Raw genomic sequence first — 23,659 nt, 5'->3', positions numbered from 1 at the left:
CGGACCAGACGACCAGAGGGAAGCGACCACGACCAACGGTTGTGTCGTGGAGGCATCGGCCTGCCGCATCTCGGCCGGCTGCCGCCCGGAATGGCGTGGTCGTCCCGGGCCGGGCAGGGTGGTGCTGCCCCCACGCCCTTCGCCTCGGACGTCTCGGAGGTACGTCGATGCCCCAGAAGGCAGTAGCGGTGCCCAGTCCGCCGAGCGCCCGGGCCGGCACCATCACGGTCCGCGGCCGCTCGGGCGACCTGGTCCGGCTGGGGTCCGTCGCCGCCGGGTACGCCGTCGTCCAGCTCCTCCTCGCCGTACCGGGCACCGGCCTGGGGTGGGATGAGACGGTGTACGTCAGCCAGGTGTCCCCCGCCTCCCCGGCCGCGTTCTTCAGCGCTCCCCGCGCCCGCGGAATCACCTACTTGGTGGCCCCGGTCGTTGCGATCACCTCCTCCGTACTGGCGCTGCGGGTCTACCTGGCAGTTCTGTCGGCCGCGGGACTACTGCTCTCGCTGTGGGTGTGGAGGCGGCTGCTTCCCACCCCCGTGCCGGCTCTGGCGGGCGCCCTGTTCGCGGGGCTGTGGACGACCGTGTTCTACGGCCCCCAGGCCATGCCCAATCTCTGGGTGGCCTTCGGGGCGCTTTTCACCGTCGGGTGCTTCCTGAGGGCCGCCCGCCATCCCGCGGACCGCCTTGCCCTGGCCGGCGTCGCCTCGGGGGTGGCATTCACCGCACTCATGCGGCCAGGTGACGCGGTCTGGCTGGTCCTGCCTCTGCTCTGCGTCGCCCTGGCCGTTCCCCCCTGGCGACGGGCCGCCCTTACGGCGGTGCTGGTCGTCGGCCTCGTCGCGGGCTGCGCGGAATGGGCCGTCGAGGCCCACCTCCGCTACGGCGGCGTCCTGCCCAGGCTGCGAAGGGCCAGTGAGATCCAAGGCGGTCTGGGCTGGAACCCGGCGTTCGCCGACCAGATGCGCTCGCTCGACGGGCGGACCCTGTGCCGCCCGTGCGATGTGCCGTGGTCCCGGCCTGTCACGGCCCTGTGGTGGTTCGCCGTGCCACCGCTGACCGCGGGCGGCCTCTTCGCCGCATTTCGCAGCGGGAGGCTGAAGCAGGTCGCCGTGCCCACTGCGGTCGCGCTGTTCCTTGCCGTGCCTTACCTCTTGATGATCGGATATGCGGCCCCGCGTTTTCTGCTGCCCGCATACGCACTGCTCGCCCTTCCGGTCGCACTGTGCCTGGCACGGCTGATCACCGCGTGCCGCACCCGCCCGCTGGCCCTGAGCGCGCTCTGTGCCGCCCTGGTCGCCCATCTGGCTCTGCAGTTCGCGATCGCCGGTGGCGCAGCGGCCCGCAGCCGCGCCGACCGGGCGGCATTCACGGCAGTCGCCGGCGAACTCCGCCGCCTGGGTGTGCGCCCGCCCTGCGTCCTCAGCGGCACGGAGGCGGTCCGTGCCGCGTTCGCCACCGGATGCGCCGCCCGGCAGGTGTACGGGGGCCACGACGGCAGCATCACCGCCCGCGGGCTCATCTCCCTGGCGCGGACCCGACCGACGGCAGTGCTGGTGTCGGGTGGCCTTCAACCGCCGCCTTGGGCTCACGACTGGCGCCCTCACCGGCTGCCCGACGTGCCGGGCCGGCCCGGTTACCGCGCGTACCTGGCACCCTGGGCGCGCCAGGAGCCCATGCCCGCTCCGACAACTGGGGCACCCACATGAGGGATGCGATAGGCTGAACGCGTTCAAATCGCCGAGGATCGAGGAACGCATGACAGTCGCCGCGGACACCGCATCGGGTGCAGGGCGAGCCGGCCGGTCGGGGGGCGGTGCCGCTCACCCGTGGCAGACGAGGATCGGGCTGACGGCTCTGGCCCTCCCGCTGCCCTGCGCCCTCGCGGTCGCCGTCGATGGCGGCCCCGTCTTCCTGCTCGTGGTCCCCGCGCTCCTGCTCGGCGTGCCGCTCATCCTCCGTGGGAACCGTGCCTGGTTCATGACGTCCTGTGTGGTCGCCGCCGTCCTGGTACTGGGGTGGTCGGTCATGGGCGTCCTCGAAGGAACCTGGATGTACCTGCCGTCGGCGCCCCTGCTGCTCTGCGCAAACTTCGCCGATCCCCGCGCGTACCGGACACCGGCGACGATCGCCACTGTCCTGGCGTGCCTGATCTCCGTACCGTGCGCACTGCTCGCCTACACCGCCGCCATGACGCTCATCAAGCCGTAGGACGGGGCGCTCACCGTCGGGGACCGGGACTGCTACCGCCTGGTGCTCTGCTCCCGTGCCGGGTGCTGAGCCGCGGGGGTCGACAGGCCCGCCTCCTGGGCGTCGATGAGCTCGTCCCAGTGCTCACGCGTCCACGCGCACGCCGCGTCGAGGGGGCCCAGCAGCCCGCGGCCGAGCGCGGTGAGCGCGTACTCGACGCGGCGCTCGGGTGTCTCGTGCTCGGTGCGGACGACGAAGCCGTCGCGCTCCAGCCCGCGCAGCGACTGGGTCAGCGACTTGGAGGTGATGCCGCGCAGCGGGACCTTCAACTCCGAGAAGCGGCGCGGGCCGCCCTCCAGGCAGCGGAGGACCAGCGTGGCCCACTTGTCGCCGATCCGGAACGGCACCAGCGGAGACGGGCAGACGGGGTCGAACATCTCTGGATGCAACGGCTCGCTCATGATCCACACGGTAGGCCGGTATCCGGTCGGTCACCAACCTCCTCGCGGCCCCTGTCCCGACGGCGCCGCCGTAACCGGGGCACCGGCTGCCATTTCACTCCGGCGAGGGATCGACGCCCGTCCTGCGCCGAACCCGGCGGCAGCGCGGCACGGCCACCGTGGTGGCACGCGGGCCGCGCCGCGCTGCCCGGCCGGGGGATCAGCCCCCGATGGGCCGGAAGATCCCGCCGGGAATGACCACCGGACGGTCGATCGCCTTGAAGCGGTACTCCATGCTCACGTCGTCGATCAGGAACGGCATCCGGTTCGCCGAGTCCTCGATCGCCATGAAGCTGATGTTCACCTTCTGCGGAGACGAACCGTAGAAGGCGTCGGGCAGCGTGACCGTCACCTTCTCGTAAGAACCGCTGGTGCCCGCCTTGTTCATGCGGTCGTGCAGCTCGTAGGGCGTGCCGTCCTCCGCCGTGGCCTCCACGATCAGCTGGCGGAAACCGAAGCCGCTCGCCCCGCCGCTGACCACGTCGCTGCGCACCCAGAACGACAGCACCGGGACCCGGTACGCCGGGACCGTGACCTGCTGCGAGATGCGGCTGACGCCGGTCAGGCCCTGACCGCCCAGCTCCGCCTTTCCGGTGCCCGAGTGGGCCGGCCACGCGGAGGCGTTGTTGATGGGGTGCCCTGCGAACGGGGTCACCTTCTCGTTCCAGGACAGGTTGCCGTTCTCGAAGCCGGGGTTCACGATCTCGGACGTGCCCGCGCTGGCGGTCGGTGCGGCCATGAACATGCCTGTGGCTGCGACGGCGGTGGCGGCGGCGAGAATGCTCGCTCTCCGCGCTCTCTTTCTCATGGGTCTCCTGGCTGTTTCTCGATTCCGAACGGGGACCCGCCGCAACAGCCGGGCGGCCGACCCCCGCACGCCCCTGACGACATGTCAAGAGGACGCTGCGGCGGGCCCTGCCCGAGGAGTACGGTGGTCAGCCGCCTCAGCCGCGGCGCACACTGTAACGCCTCGGTGTGACAATCCGGCCAGGAGCCCCGGTTGGCCGGTTCTGGCACTTGTCCTACCGGCCTCCAAGCCCGGCATGGCTTCTCCCCCGCCACTCACGGGAACGCAGGACGCGTGCGCCCGGTGTCACGGGCCTGAAGATGGGCACGAGCGGTTGCATGACTCTCTTGCTGCTGTTCCTGCTGCCTCTCGGGCTGGCCCTCGTGCTGCTGACGACCGGCGAACCGCACAAGCACGGCCGGCACCGCCACCCCCGCTGAACACCCGCCGGGACCTGTACGCGCCGCGCGCCGTCCGGCAGCCGCGTGGGGCCGGGCGCTGCGTGCTCGGGGATGGTGGCGGTCCTGCACAACCGGCCCCGGCCGCGGGCTCGGGGCGGCAGTGCCCTCGCCATGTCCGGCGGCGGCGGGACGCGACGGGTTCGGCCACGCGTCCTCGGCCGTGCCCCCGGCCCGGATCCACGCATCCGTGAGTGCGCGCTGCGCGGCCGCCGTCGCGGGCCGTCGGCTCGCCTTCGCCGTGAACGCAGCCGCTCCGCGGCTGCGAATCACCGACGAGCCAACCCAGCCGATAGGGCCGGGTTGGCCCGCGAGATCCTCGGTCAGGCGGTGCAGCGGATCATGGTCAGCGGCCGGTTCGCGGCGTAGTCCGTCCAGAAGTCCTCACCGAACTCCTCCACCCCGGCTTCCGAGACGTCCAGCGGAACCCACTCGATCCCGGTGAATCCGGCAGCCGTCAGCGTGTGCTCGTACGTCTCCTTCGACGGCGTGGTCGCCTCGAACGAGACCGGCGGATCCAGCAGGGCCGTGAGCCGGATCCCCCGGCCGATCTCGTTGTCCTTGCCGGTTGCCTCGCACAGGAACCCGTACTTGGCCAGCGACGGCCCGTCGAAGTCGAAGCCCGGGTCCTGCACGAACAAGAAGAACGCGCCGCCGGGAACGAGGCTGCGCCGGACGTTGTGCATCATCTGCTCGATCTCGGCAACGTCGCTCGCGTAGTTGAAGGCCTGTACGGCCACGGCGACGTCGAATGGTTGATCGAACTCTCGCAAGGCGACCGTGTCACCGACTTCGTATTCGACGCCGAGGGGCTCGGACTGCTCGCGGGCCTCGGCGGCGTCGATCATCGCGCTGGAGATGTCGAACCCGAAGACACGGGACGCGCCTCGGCGCTTGAGTTCGCGGCTGTAGAAGCCGGTACCACAGCCGACGTCCAGTACGGACTTGCCGGTGACGTCGCCGACCAGGGCGAGGAAGCCCGGTACCTCGGTATAACGAATGATGGGCAGGGTCTTGAAGCCTTCGAATGCTTCGCCGATGCCGTCGTACAACTGACCACTCATCGTGGTGTTTCCCCTCGATTTGTGGCGTCGGCTCCCAGAACGAGCCGCGGCCCTCGGCAGGAAGTCTCCTCCGTCATCCAGGTGACTTCGTACTGGTGGAAGGTACAAATATGCGGGGGGCATGACCGAGGTGAGTCCAAAAGGGTCCACGAGCAGGACCAGCAGAAGAAGGCGCTGTGGAGTGGGAGTTGGAGGAACGGCGCAAGACGCTCCTGGATGCGGCCGACGCCCGACGCCGCAGTGGTGTGGGAGCCCGGCCTTCCGTGGAGACGGACACACCTGACCGGACCCCGGCGTCCTCCGCTTCTGGAGATCACTGCAATGCTGCCGCCAGCAGCGCGGCCGCAGCGGCGATCAGCGGTTCATCGGCCGGCGCGGCGGGATCGTGGTGGGCGGAAAGGACCGCCATCGTGATCGGTCCGCGGCCGGGCGGCCAGGCGATACCCACGTCGTTGGTGGTGCCGTAGCCGCCGGTGCCGGTCTTCTCCGCCACGCTCCAATCCTTCGGCAGGCCGGCGCGCGACCGGTTGCCGCCGGTCGTGTTGCCCAGCAGCCACCCGGCCAGCCGCTCCCGATCCGGCGTACTGAGAGCATCTCCGATGGTGAGCCGGGCATAGGTGCGGCCGATGGCCCGCGGGCTCGTGGTGTCGGTCACCCTTCCCGGCTCGGCGGAGTTCAGTGCGGGCTCCCACCGGTCGAGCCGGGTCACCCGGTCGCCGAGGGACCGACAGAAGCGGGTGACCGCGTCCGGGCCGCCGAGCTCACGCAGCAGGAGATTGGCGGCGGCGTTGTCGCTGTGGTCGATGGCCGCCGCGCACAAGTCCTCGGCGGTCATACCGGCTTCGAGGTTCTCGGACAAACCTGTGACCGGCGCGTAGCCCGACTCCGTGACGTCCGTCTTCGTGTACCGGATGCGCTTGGCGAGAAACCTGCCGTCGCGGTCGAGGTCCCTCAGCACCGCGGCCACGGCGATCGTCTTGAAAGTCGAGCACATGGGAAACAGCTCGTCCGCGCGGTACAGCACTGCCCTGCCGGTGACCGCGTCGGCCGCGAAGACGCCCAGTCGTGCCGAATGCGCCCGCTCAAGCGCACGCAGCCGGCCGGTGATCCCGTCCTCCCCCGCGCCCTTCGCGAAGGCCCTTCCCCCCGTGGGGAGAGCGACAGCCAGAGCTGTCGCGGCAACCCCGCTGAGGACCCGACGCCGACCGGGGAGCACATCCATGAGCACTTCCTCTTGTTCGTGTGGCCGCCCGCGACCAGCCGTCCGTTTCTGGGCAACCCATCCCATTCATCCCCTATGGAGACGCGGCTCCACACGGAATCGTTCCGTCCTGTTGACTGCCGCAGCCCCTTCGCCAGACCCGACCGGGCGTACGAGCGCGGCCGGTGAGCCGACCGGCCCCAGGCCGGACCTGCGACGGCGCCCTCCCCCGTCCCCGGCCCTTCCTGTTACGTTGCCCGCTGTGGTGTTCACTGCTGTGGTGATCGGCTGCCGATGAGGGCAGCACACGGGTTGCCCGTCACGATCGTGGGTGCCTGTCTGCGGGACGGTCGCGGCGGGAGCCCGACCGCGGTGCTGGAGGAGACGGCGCTCGGTGACGACCAGCGCCGCCGTGTGCCGGAGCTGGCCGGGACTTCTCACGCCGTCTTCGTCTCCCCGCCCGGCCGCGGGCCGGACGGTGCTCCGGTCTCCTTGCGCTTCTTCACGTCCGAGAGGGAGCTGCCCGCCTGCGGTCACGGAACAGTCGCTGCGCTGGCCTACCTTGCCGCGAGGGCCGGGAGGGAGCGGTACCGGACGACCCTGCACGCTTCGGGGCGCGTCTTCGAGGGCTGGGCCACCTGGAACGGGACGGAGGCGAACGCCGCCTTCGCATCGGGTGCCGTGGACCTGCGGGAGCCCGTGGTCGGCGCGTACGAGGACGTGATCGCCGCCCTCGGTGTCACCGGGCGCACGCCGGAACCCGGCTCCGTGATCGCCTCCGTGGGACGGCCGCGTCTGCTGGTGCCGCTCACCAGCCGGTCCGCCGTGGCCACGCTCGCCCCCGACGTCGGCGCGCTCCGCGCCGCCTGCGACCGGCTCGGTCTCCTCGGCTGCTACGTCCACTCCCTGCCGGACCCGACGGGGCGGGCCGTTGCCCGTATGTTCGCCCCGTCGATCGGTGTCCCCGAGGACATAGCCAACGCCAACAGCACGGCCTGCCTCGCCGCCCACCTGGCCGGACAGGGCACGGCACGTATCGCCGTGGACATGGGCGACTCCCTCGGCAGCCCCGCCACGATCACCGCCGGCGCACGGTCCGGGCCCACGGGCCCGGTGGTCCACCTCGGTGGCACCGCCCGGCTCATCCGCGTGGTCCGGCTTGCCTGAGCGGGCTGCGCGGTGAGATGGGCTCTCCGGTGCTGTGGCGGTCCGGTTGTGCCGGCGCAGAGGCTCCGACACCGCGAAGCTGCGCCTCTTCAGGTCCGGCTCGGCAGGAGGGAATCAGCTCCGGTGCCGATCGATATCCTGCGCGGCATGATCACATCGTATGAGGGCCTTGACGATGCCGGGGTTGCGACGGCTGCGGTGCGTGCCGGGATGGACGTCGTGCGCGGCTCGTACGGCCGGCGGCTCAACCGCATCGACAAGGGCGCCGGAGACTTCGCCACCACCGCCGACGTCGAGGCCGAGAAGGCGATCCTCGGCGTCATCCACGCCGCTCGGCCCGACGACGCCGTGCTCGGGGAGGAGGGCGGCCAGCAGGGTGCTGCGGAGGCTGCACGCCAGTGGCTCGTGGACCCGTTGTGCGGCACGCTGAACTACGCCGTCGGCAACATGCTGGTGGCCGTCAACGTGGCGCTGCGCGGCGGTGCGGCGGCGGTGGGGGACCCGTTCAGCGGCGAGGTCTTCTGTACCGACGGTGCGACCGCCTGGGTGCGGCACGACGACGGCGACGCCGAGCTGGTGCCCACGCCCGCCACCCACCTCGTGGACGTCAACCTGGACCCGCCCTTTCCCGGCGCGCCGGCGTTCCGGGCCGTTGACCTCTTGGCCCACCCCGAGTTCATCGCACGTTTCCGGCCTCGGGTGGTCTCCACGACCCTCGCGTTGGCCTGGGTCGCCGCCGGCAAGCGGGCCGCGTACGTCACCGATGGCGGAGATCTGTCACAGAGCGTGCATTTCGCGGCCGGTATCGCTCTGTGTCGAGCCGCTGGCTGCGTGGTAACCGGAGTCGACGGCGCCCCGCTCGGAGAAGCCGGCCGCGGGCTCGTCGTGGCCGCCGACCTGGAGACCCACGAGCAGCTGATCTCGATGATTTCCGGCCGAGGCCGGCGCCGCGCCTGATGGGTCATCCCGCACGCGGGGCCCGTAGACCCGCTCCGGGCGGTCCGATGGCGCCGGTCAGCTGACGCCGCGCCGCCGACGGCGGCGTCGGCCGGCCTCGCGGGCTCCGACCGGGGTGACTACGCCACCGGGGTCGGTCCCGGACACCGCCCTGCCCGGAGTCTGACCGCGCGCAACCGACCGAGCAACCATGGCGGTATGGCAGCTGCGACGCGCGCCACGCCGCCGGACGGCGACGAGGCGGTGCACGTCCGCCGGACGCGAGGAGGAACGCCGTGATCGTCGACTGTGCGCACTACCGCGACGGGCGCCGGCAGCAGGAAGGCCCGATGTCGCTGGAGCAGGCGGCCGCATGCCGAGAGCAGGGCGGCTTCGTCTGGCTGGGGATCTTCGAACCCGGTCCCGAGGAGATGGACAAGGTGCGGGAGAGCTTCGGACTGCACGAACTCGCCGTCGAGGACGCCCGGACCTTCCACCTTCGCCCCAAGGCCGAGCAGTACGAGGACGGCACCGAGCTGATCATCCTGCGCACCGCACGCTACGACGACGAGCGCGAGGAGGTGGACACCGGCGAGATCAGCATCTTCCTCTCCGAGCGCTTCGTGATCACCGTGCGCCAGGGCATCGCCAGCGAGCTGCACGGGGCCCGCAGCCGGATCGAACGCCGACCCGAGCTGCTGCGTACCGGCAGCGTCTCGACCTTGTGGGCGATCCTCGACCAGGTCGTCGACAGCTATGCGCCGGTCGTCGCGGAACTCGACCGCGACATCGAGCAGATCGAGGCCACCGTCTTCTCCGGGGCGGTCGCCCCGACCGAACGGATCTACTTCCTGAGGCGTGAGGCCACCGACTTCTACCGCGCCGTGCACCCGCTGCTCGCGGTGCTCTCCCGCCTGCTCAAGCCCGGCAAGTCGCCCTCCGAACTCCTGCCGTACTTCCACAACGTGCACGACCACCTGCTGCTGGTCAACGAAGAGGTGGCCGCCCAGCGCGACCTCCTGGCCACCGTCCTGGAAGCGAACATCGCGGTGATCTCCGTCGAGCAGAACAAGATCAATCTGCGGCAGAGCGCCACCATGGAGCAGCTCACGATCCTCGCGACCGTCTTCCTGCCCCTGTCCTTCGTGGTCGGCTTCTTCGGCCAGAACTTCTCCTGGCTGGTCGGGCGGATCAGCGGCTTCACCGCGTTCTTCACCCTCACCGCCATCGGCCTGCTGCTGCCGTGCCTGGCGCTGTACGTCTGGCTCCGCCGCCGACGGCACCCGGCGGAGCCCAGCCCGGACATCCCGGCAGGACTGCGGGACGAACACCCGTAGTCCCGGTCGGCCGAGTCCCCCTCCGGAACGGGACAGGGCTTGGTCGGCGCGAGCCTGCCCCGGCGGCGGGCCCCGCGGTAGCGGCGCGGCCGGAGCGTCAGCCCCGGGCGGCGACCGCCGCCTCAAGGAAGGTCCAGCCGTCGAACCTCGCCTCCCGCCTCTCCCCCGGTTCCCACCCGCGGGCCAGTGCGGTGTCGAGCAGGAAGCGTACGGTGCCCGGTTCGTGGAGGTTGAGGGCGCCGACACCGACGGCCCCCACCTCGCCCGACCCCGTGGTGAAACCCGAGACGTACCGACCGGGGCCCTCGTCGAAGACGAAGCGCAGCAGGCCGCCGGCGCCCGACGGATGCGGGCGCAGGGTGAGGGTCTTGCGGCAGCCGCCGTTCTCCAGCACGCAGTGGCCGTGGCGGACCGTCCACAGGTAGGTGCGCCCGTCGGCGACGAGCCGGCGGGACTTCTTCGAAGAGCGGGGCATGCGGCCGAGCCTATGCGGGCGGGCGCGAAGTTCCCCAAGGGGTTTCCTCCACCGCCGAAGCGGCGCACCCGAGGTTCGGCACGATAGTCTGATGATCATGGCGGACTGGGGAATCCGGCCGGCTTCGGCGGCGGACGTCGAGGCGGTGGCCGAGTTGCGGGCCGTGGTACTGCGGGCGGATCTGGAACGGCTCGGGCGGTACGACGAGCAGCGGGTGCGGCAGCGGCTGCGGGAGGGCTTCGTTCCGATGCACACCTCGGTGATCGAGGTGGACGGCGCGTTCGCAGGATGCGTATCACTGCGGCCGGCGGAGGACGCCCACTGGCTTGAGCACTTCTACCTGGCCCCTCACCTGCAGGGCAGCGGTATCGGCGCGGCCGTGCTGCGGCAACTGCTGGAGCGGTGCGACCGCGAGGGCACCCTGGTCCGGCTGAACGTCCTGCAGGGCAGTCCGGCCCGGCGGCTGTACGAACGGCACGGATTCACAGGGGAGGCCGAGGATCCGGTGGACGTGTTCATGGTGCGCGAGCCGACCTCGACCGTGCACGGCTCCTGATCGGCATCGTCCTTCGGGCGGTACGACATCCGGCCACCGCTGCAAAAGGCAGGGCGGACACCGGATCACTTGTCGTCGTCGCAGCGGACGCTAGCCCAGGGGCGGCTTCGGCAGGGCTTCGCGCAGACGATCGAGGAGCGCCTGGGCCGCCGGGCCCGCGGGTCCGGTGGCCCGCCAGGCGAGCGCGATGCGGGCGCGCATCTCGGGTCGGACGATGCGCAGCGTGCGGAGCTGTCGTCCGTCGCGGGTCCGGTCGTCCTCGCCGGCCGGCAGCACCGCAACGCCCAGGCCGCGCCCGGCGAGCTGCGCGAGCACGTGGGGGGCTGCCGCCTCGAAGGTGACGCGGGGACGGAATCCGGCCTGCGCGCAGCCACGTTCGAGTGCAGCGCGCACTCCGGTGCCGCGCGGCAGGCAGATCAGGGGCCGGTCCCGCAATTCGGCCAGCGGCACACTCGTGCGGTCGGCGGGGTCGAGGAGGGGGTCTGCGGGTGCGACGGCGGCTGCCAGCGGAACGTCGATCACCGTCTGGAAGGCCACTCCGGGCGGAGGTGCCTCCTCTGTCGCCCCGAGGAGGGCGATGTCGAGCTCGCCGGCCAGGAGCGCGGCCTGCATCCGCTCCGAGGTGTCTTCGATGAGTGCGACCTCCAGAGTGGGATGGTCGTCGTGGAAGTCGGCGAGGAACGCGGCGATGTCGAAGGCGTGTCCGGCGGCGCCGGACACCAGCCCGAGCGTGACCCGGCCGCGTAGCAGCCCCGTGTACGAGTCCACCGTCTGCTGCACCGCATCCGCCGCGGCCAGTGCGGCGCGGGCGTAAGGCAGGACGGCCCGGCCCACCTCCGTCAGGGTCACCGACCGGGCGGATCGGTCGAGTACGGGCTGCCCCAGCTCCTTCTCCAGCTGACGGATCTGGGCGCTGAGACCCGGCTGGGCCAGGTGCAGCCGGGCGGCGGCGCGGGTGAAACCGCCCTCGTCGACGACGGTGACGAAGTAGCGCAGTTGTCTGAGCTCCATAACCAGGGATTCTAGGTCGGAGCAGAAACATCTATTGGAGATATCGAACGGCGGCCCGCACGCTGGATCACATGGAGAACGTGACTGCGCGCAAGGCGACGAAGGCCGAGGTGAGGGCCGCGATCGCGAGGGAGCGCCGGGAGCTGGCCGATGTGCTGGACGGCTTGCGGCCCGACCAGTGGAACGAACCGAGCCTCTGCACGGGATGGCGAGTGCGGGAGGTCGCAGCCCACATGTCGATGGGGTTCCGGCTCTCCCTGCCGGCGACGTTCGGCGAGCTGGCAAAGGCACGCGGGAGCCTGCACCGTATGACCGACCGCGTGGCACGCAGGGACGCGGCCGCCCACTCCACCGCCGAACTCGCCGCCTTCGTACGGGACAACGCCGACCACCGCTGGACCCCGCCGGTCGGCGGGGTCGCGGCGGCCCTCGGCCATGATGTGGTGCACGGACTGGACGTCACCGTCGCTCTCGGCCTCGACCGGCGCGTCCCCGAGGACCGGCTGCGGATCCTCCTCGACGAGGTCCGGCCCAGCAGCCTGAGGTTCTTCGGCGCCGACCTCGACGGCGTACGGATGTGCGCCGAGGACCTGGACTGGTCATACGGCTCCGGCTCGCCCGTGTACGGCGCCGCCCAGGACCTCCTCCTGCTGGCCTTCGGGCGCAGGCTTCCGGCCGGACGGCTCCGAGGTGAGCCGAGCAGCCGTTTCGTCCGAGCCGCCGCGGAGGGATGACCCATGGGCACCCCGAGGTCGGCCGTTCACCTGCCCCAGGGCAGTCGCGGCCCGTGGCCCTGGAGGTGGGAGACCGTGAGGACCGCGCCGATCCAGGCCATCACACCGCCCCACGCCAAGGGTTCGGATTCCACCAGACTCGCCGAAACGAGCAGCATCACCGCCGCCGGCAACAGCACTGCCGTCACGCCCAGACGACGTGCTCTGCCTGTTCCCGGACGTCGCGTTCGGGTGGACTCCGGCGCGGCGGAGCCATCGTCCAGCTCCGCGACCAGCTGGTCCCAGAGCGCGGATTCCCGTGCGGTCAGTTGGGTCCCGGCCATGTCCACCTCCTTGAACGCCACACAACGGCTGTGACGGAACGGATGCCCTCCATCCCCGGGCTCATGCCACGGCGCGCCCTGAAGACGCTTGTCGCGCGCCTCGTGGTGGGGCGCGCGGGGGTGTCACACGGCGGACGCCGGCCGGGTGCACTGCCGCGCACAACGTGCGACCGGTTGCGCGCCGTTGTGACGACATGGCTGGTTCCTTACCGTGCTGCGTGCCGGTCTGGCGGGGGAAGCGGATGCGCGCTGCGAGCCGCCGGCGGACCGTCGCGTTGACGGGAACCCAGGGGGACACATGCCGGAACCGCAGTCGACTCCGAGCGGCAGGCCGGAGCCACAGGAACCGCTCGTCCGGCCGCGGGGCCGGATCTTCCAGGCCTCCACCATGACGGCCATGCTGGAAGGCGTCTACGAAGGCACGACGAGCATCGCCGAGCTCTGCCGCCACGGCGACTTCGGCATCGGGACCTTCGACCGGCTCGACGGCGAGATGATCGTCCTCGACGGCCGGTGCTACCGACTGCGCGCCGACGGGACCGCCGGGGAAGCCGACCTCGCCGCGCGCACTCCCCTCGCGGCGGTCACCTACTTCCACGGCGAGTACGACTGGCGGGTGACCGAGCCCGTCGACGCCGCAGGGCTGAGGGCGGTGGTCGACAACGCGCTCCCCAGCCCCAACATGTTCTACGCGGTCCGTGTCGACGGACACTTCGACCACATGGTCACCCGCATGCTCCCCGAACAGCACCGCCCCTACCCCCGGCTGATCGACGCGGTCGCGGGTCAGATCATCTCCACCCACACCGACCTGCACGGGACCATCGTCGGTTTCCGCAGCCCGACCCACATGCTCGGGGTGGCCGCCGCCGGATACCACCTGCACTTCCTCTCCGGCTGCCGCACGCGCGGGGGACACGCCTACGACTTCGTGCTCCGCTCCGGGCGGGTACGGGTCGACGTGGGCTACGAGCTCGTCCTGCGCATGCCGCGCACGCAGGACTTCCACACCGCTCAGCTCGGCCGCGGTGACGTAGCGGGGGAGATCGAGGCGGCGCTCCAGGGCGGCCCGAAGCGGCCGTAGGCAACACCGCGTGCCTACGCGGGATCGCGGGATGACGGGGCCCAGTAGCCGACTCCGAGGCGCGTGCGGGAAACGGCGGTATGAACCGGCCGCGGTCGCTCGTCAACCAGTGTTGACACAACAGTGTCGTCAACGTAAGTTGACAGCATGACCGATGCGACCGATCTCGCCGCGCGGGCGGGCGACCGCGACCCTCGGGTCGGGTTGCGGGCCGTCTCCGCCCTACGGCGACTGCTGGAACAGCTGGAAGCCGTCCAAGTGCGCAGTGCGCGCAATCAGGGATGGTCGTGGCAGGAGATCGCGACCGAACTGGGAGTCAGCCGGCAGGCCGTCCACAAGAAGTACGGGAGGCAGTGATGTTCGAACGGTTCACGAAAGCCGCACGTGACGTGGTGAAGGGGGCGGTCGAGCACGCGGATCGGGCCGGAGCGGCGGCCGTCACCGAAGAGCACCTGCTGCTGGCCCTGCTCGACCGAGACGACACCCGGGCGGCAGCGGCGCTCCGGGAGCTGTGCCCGCCGGACCGCCGCCCGTCCCTGGCCACCGCCCTGGCCGACGCCAGGCGCCGGGCAGGCTTGTCCCGGGCGGACACGGAGGCGCTGGCGGACCTCGGCATCGACGTCGGCGCGATCGTGGCCCGGGTGGAGGAAACCCACGGCGCAGGCGCACTGACGGGCGATCGCAAGGACGCGGGGTGGCGGTCGCGGCGCCCGTCGTTCTCGCGGGAAGCCAAGACCGTACTGGAGAAGTCCCTCCGGGTGACGTTGGCACGCAAGGACCGGGAGATAGGCGACGAGCACATCCTCTTGGCGCTCACCACGACCGGCGGGATCGTTGCGGAGGCACTGGCCGACCATGGCGTGACGTACGCCTCCGTCGACGCGGCGGTCTCCAGCCCGGCCGCCCCCTGATCGAGGATGACCACCGGACCGGCGACCTGACGGGCAGGCGGAGGCCACCGCCCGATTCCACCGTTGATCACTCCACGGTCAGCGCGTCCAGAAGTTCGCGTCCGTGCGGCCACGCCCCCAGGCCACTGGCGGAGTTGAGGGCTCCGTACGCGCCCGCAAGGTCCGGCTATCGGACCGTGGTCAACCCGGCGGCACTCGGTCTGAACATCCACGCACTCCTACGGCTGCGCACCACCCACGCCCTCCTCTCCCGCGCCCTGGACTTCGCTTCGAAGACCCCGAGGTCACGTCCATCCTGGGAGTCACCGGGGAAGACTGCCTCATCTTCGACGTCCACTGCCTGCAGGCCGAACGACTCGAAGAGGTTGTCGACGCGCTGGCGCGCTACGGCCCCGTCACCCCATCTCTCGTACTCCGCAGCTATGCCCCGAAGCCGCTGCCGGACGCCGCCTCAACACCCTCATGACCCGCAACACCCGGGCATGTCCGGTTCCTCCGGATCATCCTCGCCCATGGTGCCTGCGGCTTCCTGGGCGGCCATGAGTTCGTCGCCGTGCTCGAAGGCCCATGCTCCGACGGCGTCGATGGGTGCCAGCAAGGTCTGGCCCAGCGAGGTGAGCCGGTACTCGACGCGCGGCGGCGTTCCGGGGTGTGCCTGCCGGTCCACGAGTCCGTTGGCCTGAAGACGTCGCAACGTCTCGGTGAGGACCTTGGAGCTGATCCCCCCGATCTGCTCGCGTAGTTCGACCGGGCGTCTGGGACCTTCGCGCAGTGCCCAGAGCACGACGGCGTTCCACGTGTTGGACAGGAGGTCGAAGGCGAGGCGGGCACGGCAGTCGGCGAGGAAGGCGTCGGTCGTCACGTACCACATGGTGCCTGACGGGCCTTCTAGCGTCGTGGCGAAAGGTCCGAGCAAGTTCTGAGAGGAAATGCGTGATGCGAATCGGTGTACTGGGCACGGGCAACATGGCGGAGGCGCTCGCCACCCACTGGGTCCGGGCCGGGCACGACGTGGCCGTCGGTGGACGGGACATGCACAAGGCGGAGCGGCTCGCGACACGGCTCGGGGGCAGCGCCAAGCCCGCCGGTCCGCGGGCGGCGGCCGACTTCGGGCAGGTGGTACTGGCCGCGCTGCCCTTCGACGCAGGCGCGGGCGTGGTGCGGGACCTGCGGGCGGCCCTGGACGGCAAGGCGCTGATCGACTGCTCCAATCCGGTCGGTCCCGGCTTCCGCCTGTTGACGCAGGGCGGCATCTCGGCTGCACGGCAACTGGCCGCAGCCGCACCGGAAGCCCATGTGGTCAAGGCGTTCAACCTCTGCCACGAGGACGTGTGGCGCATGTCGCCGCCCCTGTTCGACGGACGGCCCCTGGCCGTTCCGGTCTGCGGAGACGACGAGGAAGCCCTCACGCTCGTCCACCAGTTGGTGCGGGATGTCGGCTGCGAGCCCCTGGTCGGCGGCGGTCTCGAACGAGCGGGGCTCCTTGAGGCGACCGCCGCGCTCTTCATCGGGCTGTGGGTCGGCGAGGGAGCCGATGCCCAAGCCATCGCGCCTCCCCTGGCGTATGCCACCGGCCCGACACGCGAGGCAGGAGAAGAAGCCGCCGGCGTACTGCGTTGAGGGGTGCTCAGTCGCCTTCCCCGAGTCGCCGCCAGGCGTCATGGCCGGTCGTGGGGTGATGTGACCTCCACCAGGCGGGGGGTGGAGAAGCTCCAGCGCAGCCACAGCACTGACTCGACGTCCCAGTACGGCGCCACGGCCAGGCCGTCCGCCACCGGGATCCGGAACCCCTGGGCCGCGACGATCGCGCGCAGCGTCATGTGCACCGCGGCGAAGTCCCGGGCGGCCCTCGTCCAGTCGGGGTAGACGTCGTCGCCGCGGACGAGGGGATAGCGCGTGACGAAGGCCGCCCAGTCGCCCGCGCCGCCGACTTCGAGGATGTCGGTGGCGCGGGCGGTGACCGGCAGCTGCCACGTCTGCCAGGGCCGGGGATGGAGACTCGATCCGAGGTCGAGGTACATCCGCCACATGCCCGGCCCGTCAGACTGTGCCGTGGACGTGTAGAGCCCCAGGTGGAACGGCTTCGCGCTGGGTGGAGCCGGGTCCTGGCCCGGCGCGGTGAACCGCTCCCGGGCCAGCACTGGCTGCCGGTGGGGCACCAGTTCGTGGGGGCTGGTGCCGATCCAGTGCTGGCGGGCCCGGTCGAGGGGCCCCCGTACAAGGCTCTCCTCGTCCCGGGCGAGCCGGCCCAGCAGCAGGCAGCTGTCGGCGACCTCGTCCGCCTCCCCCACCTCGGAGGCGGCGAGGACCGCCGGACCGCCCGCCAGGGCCGTCATTTCGGGCTCGGTCCACCCCGTCATGACCGAGGTGAAATGGCGCAGACCGTGGTCCGTGTCGGCGGTGAGCTGCGCCGCGGTGTCGAGCTGCGCCACTCGCCGGCGCAGGATCCGGGCGGGGACGGGGCGCACGCCGGAACTCCTTCCTCGGCGGCGCGCCCGTGCACCACGGGGTTGCCCTGCCGACGGCCGCGGATCAGCAGCTGAGGGCCACTTCCTCGCCGAGGCCGTTGCCGGAGCCGGTCGGCGGCTGGTAGCCGGGCGGGAAGACGACCTTGAAGTACATCCAGCCGCGGTAGTTGCCGGGAGAGCAGCGCACCGCCGCGTTGTTCTGGCCGCTACGGGCGTTCCTCTGCGTCCTCAGCGCGGACTGGTTGACGAGCCGTCCGTTCTCGTAGAGGGCCGCCCGGGTCGTGATCTCCGACACCGGTGCGGTGCACGAGACCGTCACGACCACGTTGACGGTGCCCGGCACGTGGGTGGAGTTGTGCGGTCGCTGCACCTGGCCCTCGCAGCGGATCGCCGCGGAAGCATCGGCGTCCGAGCCGGACCTCCCGGCTTCGACACCGCCCTCGTGAACGGTCCCTGCGGACACGGTGGCCGAAGCGGAGGGGTTGGTCGCCGCCCCTGTCGCCGCGACGGGGGAGGTGGCGCCGATGAGCGCCAGGACCGCCATCGACGCGGCGCCGGCCGCCGTCCTCCATGTACGCATGACTGCTCCTCCGCGTTCGCCTGCTCATGACGTGTGCGAGCACACCAGAGAAGACCATACACAAAGTAATCGATCCAGCACCCAGGGTGACGGTGTGTTCGAGGATGCATCCGGCCAGTCCGATACGGATGCGCTCCGCTGCTGCGGGCGGGGGCCGGGACGGCCGCATGGGGGCTACCTCCCGCTTCCGAACTCGATGGAGCGCTGCACCCTGAACATCTCGGAATAGGCGGAGTCGTCGCCGAAGCGCTCGACGACCCGGTGGTGGACGTGCTGGCGGTACGCCACCGCCCCCAACTGCCGGAAGACGTCCATGTCCAGCTGCCGCTGCGAAGCGAAGGACTCCAGGGCCTTGACCTTCACGTCCATCAGCTTCTCCGTACCGACGAAGAACAAGTTCGGCTCGAATCCGGTGCTGTACGGGGAGCGGAAGTAGCGCAGTCCCAGTGCGTGTAGACGATGTCCGGTCTTGTAGAAGTAGTAGAGATGTCGGTGGTATCCGGGCTGGTGCACTACCACGCGCACGGCGGTCTCCCTGTCTCAGGCAGTACGTGTGTTGCCGGGCTCGGAGTGCTGCTCTGCGGCCACAACCGCGATCACGGTGAGGAACAGCCCCCGGCCGGCGGTCCAACGGTCGGCGAAAGCAGGACGGCGTCCGCGGGGTCGTGGAACGTCTCCGCGCCCACGACGGGCGGGAACAGGATGCGCTCCAGCCCCTCACACCTCCCCGCCCGGTGCCGCGAGCCGTGCATAGCGCCCGCGGTGCCGCAGCAGCGGGTCACCGCCCGAGGAGCCCGTGTGGTGCAGCCGGACGACGACGATGTGGTGGTCTCCGGCGCGGTGCTCGTCGACGACGGAGCACTCCGGTCACGCGACGGATCCCCCCAGCACGGGCATGCCGCCCGGTGACGGCGTCCACGACACGCGGGCGAACCGGTTCTCGGCGCCGGCGAACTGCCGGGAGAGGTCCTGCCGGCGCTCGTTGAGGATGCTGACGCACAAACCGCCGGCCGCTCGGAGCTGCGGCCACGTGCGGCTCGTGAGCGCCGGGCAGAACAGGGCCAGCGGGGGTTAGTCGGCTTTCCACTGCATGCGCGATCCCGCGAACCAGAGGGTGACCCCGGTGAGCCCCGCGAGGACGAGCAGGTCGACCCAGAGGCGTCCGGTCACCGGGCCCACCAGGACCTGCCGCAGCGCCGAGGCCGCGTACGTCGTGGGGCTGACATGGCTGATCGTCAGCAGCCATTGCGGCATCCGGCCGGCGGGGATGACCACAGGCCCGAAGAACAGCAGAAGCATGGTGACGAGCAGGGTGAACGAGCTGGACTCCTCCTGGGTGCGGGCCAGCACTCCGATGACCGCTCCGATTCCGGCGAGGGGAAGTACACACAGGGGAACGACCACGAGGACGAGCCAGCTCACGGAGAGACTCACACCGAGCAGCGTGGACCCGAGCAGCAGAGTGACCACGAGTGCCGGTGCGGAGAGCACGAAGAAGGCGAGAACCGTCGCCAGAATGACCATGTAACGGCGCACCGGGAGGGTACCCAGGAAATCCAGCGTCCCCATCGCCTTCATGAAGGCGAAGTTCTGCGCCACCTTGTTCTGGTTCTCGAACATCAGCGACAGCAGGATGCTGCCGGTGAGTACGTACGTGAGCGCTTCCTGGCCGCGCCCGTGGGCGAATGCTCCGAGCGCGGCGATGCTCATCATGGGAGCGAAGATTCCCGTGACGACCATGGCGCGCCAGGACCATCGCCAGTTGGACAGCTGCATGAGCCACAGGTCAAGGAACTGGGCTCCTATTCCCGGGCGTTCAGTCTGACGTCGCATAGTGAAGGTACAAGTCTTCCAGGGTTGCCGAGTAGAGCCGGTAGTCGACGGATTCGTGCAGCCGCAGTTCGGACAGCAGGGCCGGCGCGCGATCGCGCGGGACGGACAGGACGACGTTGTCGTCCGATTTCCAGTGCTGGGGGATGTCCGGCGGGAAGACGGGTGCCTCACCCGGAGCCAGCCATACTTCGAGACGCATGTGTTCCAATAGTCCACGCTTCAGTTGGGCAGGCTGACCGGTGGCGAGGAACCGGCCGTGGCGCATGATCCCGACCCGGTGGACGATCCGCTCCGCCTCGATTGCGTCATGGGTGATGAACAGGATGGTCGTGCCGTATTCGGCGTTGGCCTTCGTCAGCACTTCCCAGACGTGCTTCCGGTTGACCGGATCGAGGTCGTTGGTCGGCTCGTCCAGCACGACGACGGGCAGCCGTCCGGCCATGGCGAGGGCGAGCTGCAGCAGGCGCTGCTGACCGCCGGACAGGCGGGAGCTGGACTTGTCCCGTACCGCTCCCAGCTGCCAGGTCTCGATCATGGCGTCGCGCTCCAGGCGCGCGTCCCGGCGGGTCATACCGCGCAGGTGAGCAGCGAAGTAGATGGCCTCGCCCACCTTCAGCCGGTTGAGTGCACCGCTGCTCTGCGGCATGAAGGCGACGGACCGGCTCACGTGCAGCGGGTGCTGGGAGATGGGCCGCCCGAACAACCGGATCTCACCCGATGTCGAACGCAGTAGGTTGACCATCTGCCGTACCAGTGTGGTCTTTCCCGCTCCGTTGTCGCCGAGGATCCCGAACACTTCCCCGGTACGGATATCGAGCGAGACGTCATTGGTCGCGGGTTCGGTCTGGTGCGGGTAGATCTTCACGAGGTGTTCGATCTCGTATGCAAGGTCGGTCAATTGGCTCTCTTTCCGTCGGCGCACGGCACGAACGATCGCGAATCACAGTTCGTAGTAGACGCTGTGACTCTTGTCGAGGGCCAAACGGTCCTCGACGATGTGTTCGCTGTATTTCCGTGCCTGCTTCGCGTAGTGCTCGAACTTGAGATGCATGTCGATGTTCTCGGTGGCCACGAGTCCGAATATCTGGTTCGGTGTGATGTCCATCAGGTCGAACCGTTCGAGCGCCAGCGTCTTCTCGACCTCGGGGTTGTAGTAGTACCCTCCCTCGATCAAGCGGGTTTCCCGGCTGCCGGAGTCCATCATCCAGACGCGTCCGCCGAGGTCGATCTCCATCGCGATGTGCGCCGTGGACAGGCCGAAGCCCGGCACCCTCCGCTCGTGGTGGACGATGGTGGGCCGGATGCCGTGGTGCCGGAGCACCGCGGAGGCCACCCAGGTCCGGTCCGGGCAGGGGCCGAAAGCCGTGACGTCGCCATCGGCAAGGGTCATCGGCACCGTTCGGTTGCCGAAGGACTTCTGAGCCGCTCCATGTCCCAGACGCTCTTCGGGACACTCTGGTGGATGAGGTCCACCACGCAGAGCAGGAGGCCGGCACCGGTCTCGCAGAAGGTCGGGATCCTGAGTTCGCCGGGCATGTCTCCTCGTTCCAGACGTCATTGCGGCAGGTCATTGCTGCTGGGAGTTGCCGCAGGTCGTTGGCGCCTTCCCGTCACCCGGCGACGGCCAGGGGCGGCGCGAGCCCCCCGCGTAGGACGTCCCGCCGGCGAACGCGCAGCGTAACCCCTCCGAAAACGGCCACGCACAGACACATTGCGCACGAGGGCAGATCGTGGCCGGAAACCAACGCGGTCGCCCTTTGGCCGAGTCAGGAGGGCGGGGCAGCAGGCGTGTCCACTGCTGTCGGGCCGCACTCGCCACAACCCGTCGGCCCCGTTCCGCGTCCTCTTCGCAGAGCCATCTCCGACCGACGGGTGCGGAGCAGCGCCGAACCTGGAGGAACCTCATCGCCACTTTCACGCCTGGCCGTCCCGACCAGGCCGCGCGGGCCCGCCGGACGACCGGAATCGGCAGGATGCTGCTGGGCGGCGTGGCGGGGGTCCTGCTGACCGTCGTCCTCATGACCGTTCTGTGGTGGCCGCGGACCGAGGTGACGTACCGCAGCAGTGCTCCCTCAGCGATCGTCTACGACGACCGGTCACCCTACTTCCTGGCGCTGGTGCACACCTACAGCCTGTCCGGGCGAGACTCCTACAGGCTGGCCATCGGCAGGTCCCCCACCCCGTCCTACGGACACTGGGTGGACGTCGACACCGCTCTGGGCGCCGGGGGAATCGAATCCACCGCATGGAGCGACTCCGGTGTACGCGTCCGCTTCCCCACCGGCCACGAACTCTTCGTCCCGGCCCGCTCCTTCCTGGGCGGCAGGTGACCCCGAGAAGCCGTGGATCCGTTATCAGGCGTCGCGTATTCCGAGAACGTACGCCGCAGTCAGCGCAACGGCGCGGTCTTCGTCGTGCGACAGATCCGTGAGGGCACGTGACGCCGTGCTCCCCGGGATGTCCGCGAGCGCCTGGGTCAGCCGGCTGCGTACAGGGGGTGCAACGGTGCCGTGGGCGAGGCGGTCAACGAGCCGGGTGGCGATCTGGTCCGCCACACCGGGGCGAGTCGCCAGCGCGCTCAGTGCGTCGGCTGCATCGGCGTCTTTCGTCCCGTCGACGATCATGTCGATGAGCGTGGGGACCGCGTCGGCTACCCCGCGTGCCCCGAGCGCCAGAGCTGCATACCTGCGGACCACGATGTCGGAATGCGTGAGGGCGGCCTGCAGCAGTGCGGTGGCCTCGCCGTTCGGAATCTCGGCGATGGCCTGGACGGCACGTTCGCGCACCTCGGCTGCCCGTGAGCCGAGGCCCTCCGCCAGCAGTGCCGCTCCGCCGCCGTCGCCGTCGCCCGATTGCGCCAAAGCCCATCGCAGGGCTCCGGCGACGTTCGGGTCCGTCTCGCTCAGCGCTGCCTCGACCAGTGCTTCCACCGGCAGCGGAGCCGTCCCCCCTACGGAGAGGGCTGCACGCTGGCGCTTCCCGGCGCTCTCCGACCCCAAGGCCTGGAGGAGTGCGACGGTCTGGAGGACGTCCTCCCATTCGGCCGGTTCCGCGGCACCGATCCGACGGAGGCGTGTGAGCAGCGCCGTCTCGCGCGCGATGCGTTCTCGCGTCTGGCGGACGAGGTCGTCGACGAGCTCCGAGGGCTTGAAACCGGGATCATCGAGCGCGCGCCCGATGTCCCGCAGCGACAGCCCCAACGACCGCAGGCTCTCGATGTGGAAGATGCGCCGGATGTCCTCGCCGGCGTACTCCCGATAGCCCGCCCCGGTACGACCCGTTGGCCGCACCAGGCCGAGTGACTCGTAGTGCCTGAGCATGCGGGCGCTGACCCCGGACCGTCGCGCCACCTCACCGATCAGCACTGCCCCTCACCCCTCCCCGCCGGTGGTGCCGAGGGCCATGATGCGCTTCGCCTCCTCGATCGCGCACTCGAACCCGGCGTCCGGGTTGCGCAGCAGCCTTTCCGTGGCGAGGGCGTGTTGCCGTACGCCAGGGTCGGGATCCTTCGTCGCGGCGAGCAGCGTCGGCGTGATCACCTCCCCGAGCGCGACCAACGCCCGGCTGAGGCTCAACTGCGTCTCACGCCCGCCACGTCCGAGCTGGTTCACCATCACTGCGGCCAGCTCGGGTTCTTCGCCTTCGGGCACGAGTACGACCGCTGCTCTCCAGGCGCTCCGCGCCACCTCGTCGTCGGCGTCGGTCAGCAGTGCCCGCGTGATCGCCGGCCAGGCTTGCCGATCGCCGATCTTGGACAGTGTGTGCAACGCCTGACTACGGGCCTGGGCGCGCTCCGAGCGGACTTCGTTGAGGAGCTCGGGGACCGTCATGGACGCCGCGTGGCGGGTGAGCGCCCACGTCAGCATTTCGCGCACGTGAAACTCGGGCTCGATCGCGCATCGTCGGATGAGCAGGTCGATGTACCGCGGGTCAGGGGTCGTACCGACCGCCAACGCTGCCCGTAGCCGCAGCGACGAGCTGGCGCTCTCCAGCCCCTGGAGAGCGCGCGTCAGATCCGTGTCCTGCTTTGGTGTGGGCATCGGGACC

General features: G+C 70.3%; 29 protein-coding genes. 12 read left to right on the top strand and 17 right to left on the bottom strand.

The genetic code is table 11. From position 1 onward, the window contains the following. Positions 1 to 167: 167 nt before the first annotated feature. Together AC0666_RS30415 and AC0666_RS30410 are read left to right on the top strand one after the other, a co-directional pair. Positions 168 to 1,706 (top strand): hypothetical protein, encoded by a 1,539-nt coding sequence (locus AC0666_RS30415; RefSeq protein ID WP_468964082.1) that lies wholly within the window; start codon positions 168 to 170, stop codon positions 1,704 to 1,706. A 49-nt stretch (positions 1,707 to 1,755) separates the two neighbouring features. After that, a complete protein-coding gene (locus AC0666_RS30410) occupies positions 1,756 to 2,208 on the top strand; it encodes a hypothetical protein (protein WP_468964081.1) in 453 nt (150 codons plus the stop codon). A gap of 32 nt (positions 2,209 to 2,240) precedes the next feature. On the opposite strand, the gene AC0666_RS30405 is transcribed toward AC0666_RS30410, so the two are convergent. The 4 genes from AC0666_RS30405 to bla form a co-directional block, all read right to left on the bottom strand. Further along, positions 2,241 to 2,648 carry a winged helix-turn-helix transcriptional regulator gene (locus AC0666_RS30405; protein WP_468578705.1) on the bottom strand — a complete coding sequence of 136 codons (408 nt, stop codon included), beginning with the start codon at positions 2,646 to 2,648 and terminating at the stop codon, positions 2,241 to 2,243. A 199-nt stretch (positions 2,649 to 2,847) separates the two neighbouring features. Further along, positions 2,848 to 3,495: a hypothetical protein gene (locus AC0666_RS30400; protein WP_478708785.1), complete on the bottom strand. Its 648-nt coding sequence runs from the start codon at positions 3,493 to 3,495 to the stop codon at positions 2,848 to 2,850. Positions 3,496 to 4,255: 760 nt separating this feature from the next. Then, a complete protein-coding gene (locus AC0666_RS30395; protein ID WP_478708784.1) occupies positions 4,256 to 4,996 on the bottom strand; it encodes a class I SAM-dependent methyltransferase in 741 nt (246 codons plus the stop codon). Between the two features lie 313 nt (positions 4,997 to 5,309). Next, a complete protein-coding gene (gene bla, locus AC0666_RS30390) occupies positions 5,310 to 6,218 on the bottom strand; it encodes a class A beta-lactamase (protein WP_478708783.1) in 909 nt (302 codons plus the stop codon). 273 nt (positions 6,219 to 6,491) lie between these two features. Here bla and AC0666_RS30385 point away from each other — a divergent pair, with 273 nt between their 5' ends. The 3 genes from AC0666_RS30385 (at position 6,492) to AC0666_RS30375 (ending at position 9,637) form a co-directional block, all read left to right on the top strand. Further along, positions 6,492 to 7,364: a PhzF family phenazine biosynthesis protein gene (locus tag AC0666_RS30385; RefSeq protein ID WP_468964069.1), complete on the top strand. Its 873-nt coding sequence runs from the start codon at positions 6,492 to 6,494 to the stop codon at positions 7,362 to 7,364. 147 nt (positions 7,365 to 7,511) lie between these two features. Further along, positions 7,512 to 8,321, top strand: a complete 810-nt coding sequence (locus AC0666_RS30380) for an inositol monophosphatase family protein (RefSeq protein WP_478708782.1) — start codon at positions 7,512 to 7,514, stop codon at positions 8,319 to 8,321. A 275-nt stretch (positions 8,322 to 8,596) separates the two neighbouring features. Then, positions 8,597 to 9,637 carry a magnesium and cobalt transport protein CorA gene (locus tag AC0666_RS30375; RefSeq protein ID WP_468964065.1) on the top strand — a complete coding sequence of 347 codons (1,041 nt, stop codon included), beginning with the start codon at positions 8,597 to 8,599 and terminating at the stop codon, positions 9,635 to 9,637. 97 nt (positions 9,638 to 9,734) lie between these two features. Here AC0666_RS30375 and AC0666_RS30370 read toward each other — a convergent pair whose 3' ends face one another. Next, positions 9,735 to 10,112, bottom strand: coding sequence for a hypothetical protein (locus AC0666_RS30370; RefSeq protein WP_468964063.1), 378 nt, complete (start codon positions 10,110 to 10,112; stop codon positions 9,735 to 9,737). Between the two features lie 97 nt (positions 10,113 to 10,209). Here AC0666_RS30370 and AC0666_RS30365 point away from each other — a divergent pair, with 97 nt between their 5' ends. After that, the gene (locus AC0666_RS30365; RefSeq protein ID WP_478708781.1) at positions 10,210 to 10,668 is read left to right on the top strand and encodes a GNAT family N-acetyltransferase; all 459 of its coding nucleotides are present in this window, start codon (positions 10,210 to 10,212) and stop codon (positions 10,666 to 10,668) included. A 90-nt stretch (positions 10,669 to 10,758) separates the two neighbouring features. Here AC0666_RS30365 and AC0666_RS30360 read toward each other — a convergent pair whose 3' ends face one another. Then, positions 10,759 to 11,679: a LysR family transcriptional regulator gene (locus AC0666_RS30360; RefSeq protein ID WP_468964058.1), complete on the bottom strand. Its 921-nt coding sequence runs from the start codon at positions 11,677 to 11,679 to the stop codon at positions 10,759 to 10,761. 71 nt (positions 11,680 to 11,750) lie between these two features. Here AC0666_RS30360 and AC0666_RS30355 point away from each other — a divergent pair, with 71 nt between their 5' ends. Next, positions 11,751 to 12,413 (top strand): maleylpyruvate isomerase family mycothiol-dependent enzyme, encoded by a 663-nt coding sequence (locus tag AC0666_RS30355; RefSeq protein WP_478708780.1) that lies wholly within the window; start codon positions 11,751 to 11,753, stop codon positions 12,411 to 12,413. A 26-nt stretch (positions 12,414 to 12,439) separates the two neighbouring features. On the opposite strand, the gene AC0666_RS30350 is transcribed toward AC0666_RS30355, so the two are convergent. Beyond that, the gene (locus tag AC0666_RS30350) at positions 12,440 to 12,736 is read right to left on the bottom strand and encodes a hypothetical protein (protein WP_468578719.1); all 297 of its coding nucleotides are present in this window, start codon (positions 12,734 to 12,736) and stop codon (positions 12,440 to 12,442) included. A gap of 298 nt (positions 12,737 to 13,034) precedes the next feature. On the opposite strand from AC0666_RS30350, the gene budA reads away from it, so the two are divergent. From budA to AC0666_RS30335, 3 genes are all read left to right on the top strand, one after another. Beyond that, the gene (gene budA / locus AC0666_RS30345; protein ID WP_478708779.1) at positions 13,035 to 13,820 is read left to right on the top strand and encodes an acetolactate decarboxylase; all 786 of its coding nucleotides are present in this window, start codon (positions 13,035 to 13,037) and stop codon (positions 13,818 to 13,820) included. A 147-nt stretch (positions 13,821 to 13,967) separates the two neighbouring features. Then, positions 13,968 to 14,177 carry a helix-turn-helix domain-containing protein gene (locus AC0666_RS30340; protein ID WP_030315760.1) on the top strand — a complete coding sequence of 70 codons (210 nt, stop codon included), beginning with the start codon at positions 13,968 to 13,970 and terminating at the stop codon, positions 14,175 to 14,177. Then, positions 14,177 to 14,731, top strand: a complete 555-nt coding sequence (locus AC0666_RS30335) for a Clp protease N-terminal domain-containing protein (protein ID WP_468578721.1) — start codon at positions 14,177 to 14,179, stop codon at positions 14,729 to 14,731. The genes AC0666_RS30340 and AC0666_RS30335 overlap by 1 nt, the downstream gene beginning before the upstream one ends. 460 nt (positions 14,732 to 15,191) lie before the next feature. Here the strand turns inward: AC0666_RS30335 and AC0666_RS30330 are convergent, their stop codons facing one another. After that, positions 15,192 to 15,593, bottom strand: a complete 402-nt coding sequence (locus tag AC0666_RS30330; protein WP_468964050.1) for a winged helix-turn-helix transcriptional regulator — start codon at positions 15,591 to 15,593, stop codon at positions 15,192 to 15,194. Positions 15,594 to 15,667: 74 nt separating this feature from the next. On the opposite strand from AC0666_RS30330, the gene AC0666_RS30325 reads away from it, so the two are divergent. Then, a complete protein-coding gene (locus AC0666_RS30325) occupies positions 15,668 to 16,351 on the top strand; it encodes an NADPH-dependent F420 reductase (RefSeq protein ID WP_478708778.1) in 684 nt (227 codons plus the stop codon). Between the two features lie 38 nt (positions 16,352 to 16,389). Here AC0666_RS30325 and AC0666_RS30320 read toward each other — a convergent pair whose 3' ends face one another. The 7 genes from AC0666_RS30320 to AC0666_RS30290 form a co-directional block, all read right to left on the bottom strand. Then, the gene (locus AC0666_RS30320) at positions 16,390 to 17,199 is read right to left on the bottom strand and encodes a hypothetical protein (RefSeq protein ID WP_468964047.1); all 810 of its coding nucleotides are present in this window, start codon (positions 17,197 to 17,199) and stop codon (positions 16,390 to 16,392) included. A gap of 64 nt (positions 17,200 to 17,263) precedes the next feature. Further along, a complete protein-coding gene (locus AC0666_RS30315; protein WP_478708777.1) occupies positions 17,264 to 17,779 on the bottom strand; it encodes a hypothetical protein in 516 nt (171 codons plus the stop codon). Positions 17,780 to 17,953: 174 nt separating this feature from the next. Beyond that, positions 17,954 to 18,304 carry a hypothetical protein gene (locus AC0666_RS30310; protein WP_468964044.1) on the bottom strand — a complete coding sequence of 117 codons (351 nt, stop codon included), beginning with the start codon at positions 18,302 to 18,304 and terminating at the stop codon, positions 17,954 to 17,956. A gap of 342 nt (positions 18,305 to 18,646) precedes the next feature. After that, positions 18,647 to 18,838 (bottom strand): flavin reductase, encoded by a 192-nt coding sequence (locus tag AC0666_RS30305; protein ID WP_468964321.1) that lies wholly within the window; start codon positions 18,836 to 18,838, stop codon positions 18,647 to 18,649. Between the two features lie 12 nt (positions 18,839 to 18,850). After that, positions 18,851 to 19,555, bottom strand: coding sequence for an ABC transporter permease (locus tag AC0666_RS30300; protein ID WP_478708776.1), 705 nt, complete (start codon positions 19,553 to 19,555; stop codon positions 18,851 to 18,853). Between the two features lie 40 nt (positions 19,556 to 19,595). Continuing rightward, a complete protein-coding gene (locus tag AC0666_RS30295) occupies positions 19,596 to 20,510 on the bottom strand; it encodes an ABC transporter ATP-binding protein (protein ID WP_478708775.1) in 915 nt (304 codons plus the stop codon). Positions 20,511 to 20,552: 42 nt separating this feature from the next. Next, positions 20,553 to 21,002 (bottom strand): hypothetical protein, encoded by a 450-nt coding sequence (locus AC0666_RS30290; protein WP_478708774.1) that lies wholly within the window; start codon positions 21,000 to 21,002, stop codon positions 20,553 to 20,555. A 583-nt stretch (positions 21,003 to 21,585) separates the two neighbouring features. Here AC0666_RS30290 and AC0666_RS30285 point away from each other — a divergent pair. Then, positions 21,586 to 21,942 (top strand): hypothetical protein, encoded by a 357-nt coding sequence (locus tag AC0666_RS30285; RefSeq protein ID WP_468964037.1) that lies wholly within the window; start codon positions 21,586 to 21,588, stop codon positions 21,940 to 21,942. Between the two features lie 24 nt (positions 21,943 to 21,966). Here the strand turns inward: AC0666_RS30285 and AC0666_RS30280 are convergent, their stop codons facing one another. Continuing rightward, positions 21,967 to 22,977, bottom strand: coding sequence for a HEAT repeat domain-containing protein (locus AC0666_RS30280; RefSeq protein ID WP_468964036.1), 1,011 nt, complete (start codon positions 22,975 to 22,977; stop codon positions 21,967 to 21,969). A gap of 6 nt (positions 22,978 to 22,983) precedes the next feature. Next, positions 22,984 to 23,652 (bottom strand): HEAT repeat domain-containing protein, encoded by a 669-nt coding sequence (locus tag AC0666_RS30275; RefSeq protein ID WP_478708773.1) that lies wholly within the window; start codon positions 23,650 to 23,652, stop codon positions 22,984 to 22,986. Positions 23,653 to 23,659 lie beyond the last annotated feature (7 nt).

The sequence above is a fragment of the Streptomyces sp. NPDC043680 genome (genome assembly GCF_056436685.1).
Note: the sequence above shows the minus strand (reverse complement) of the source record. Positions and strands in the feature narration are given on the sequence as shown.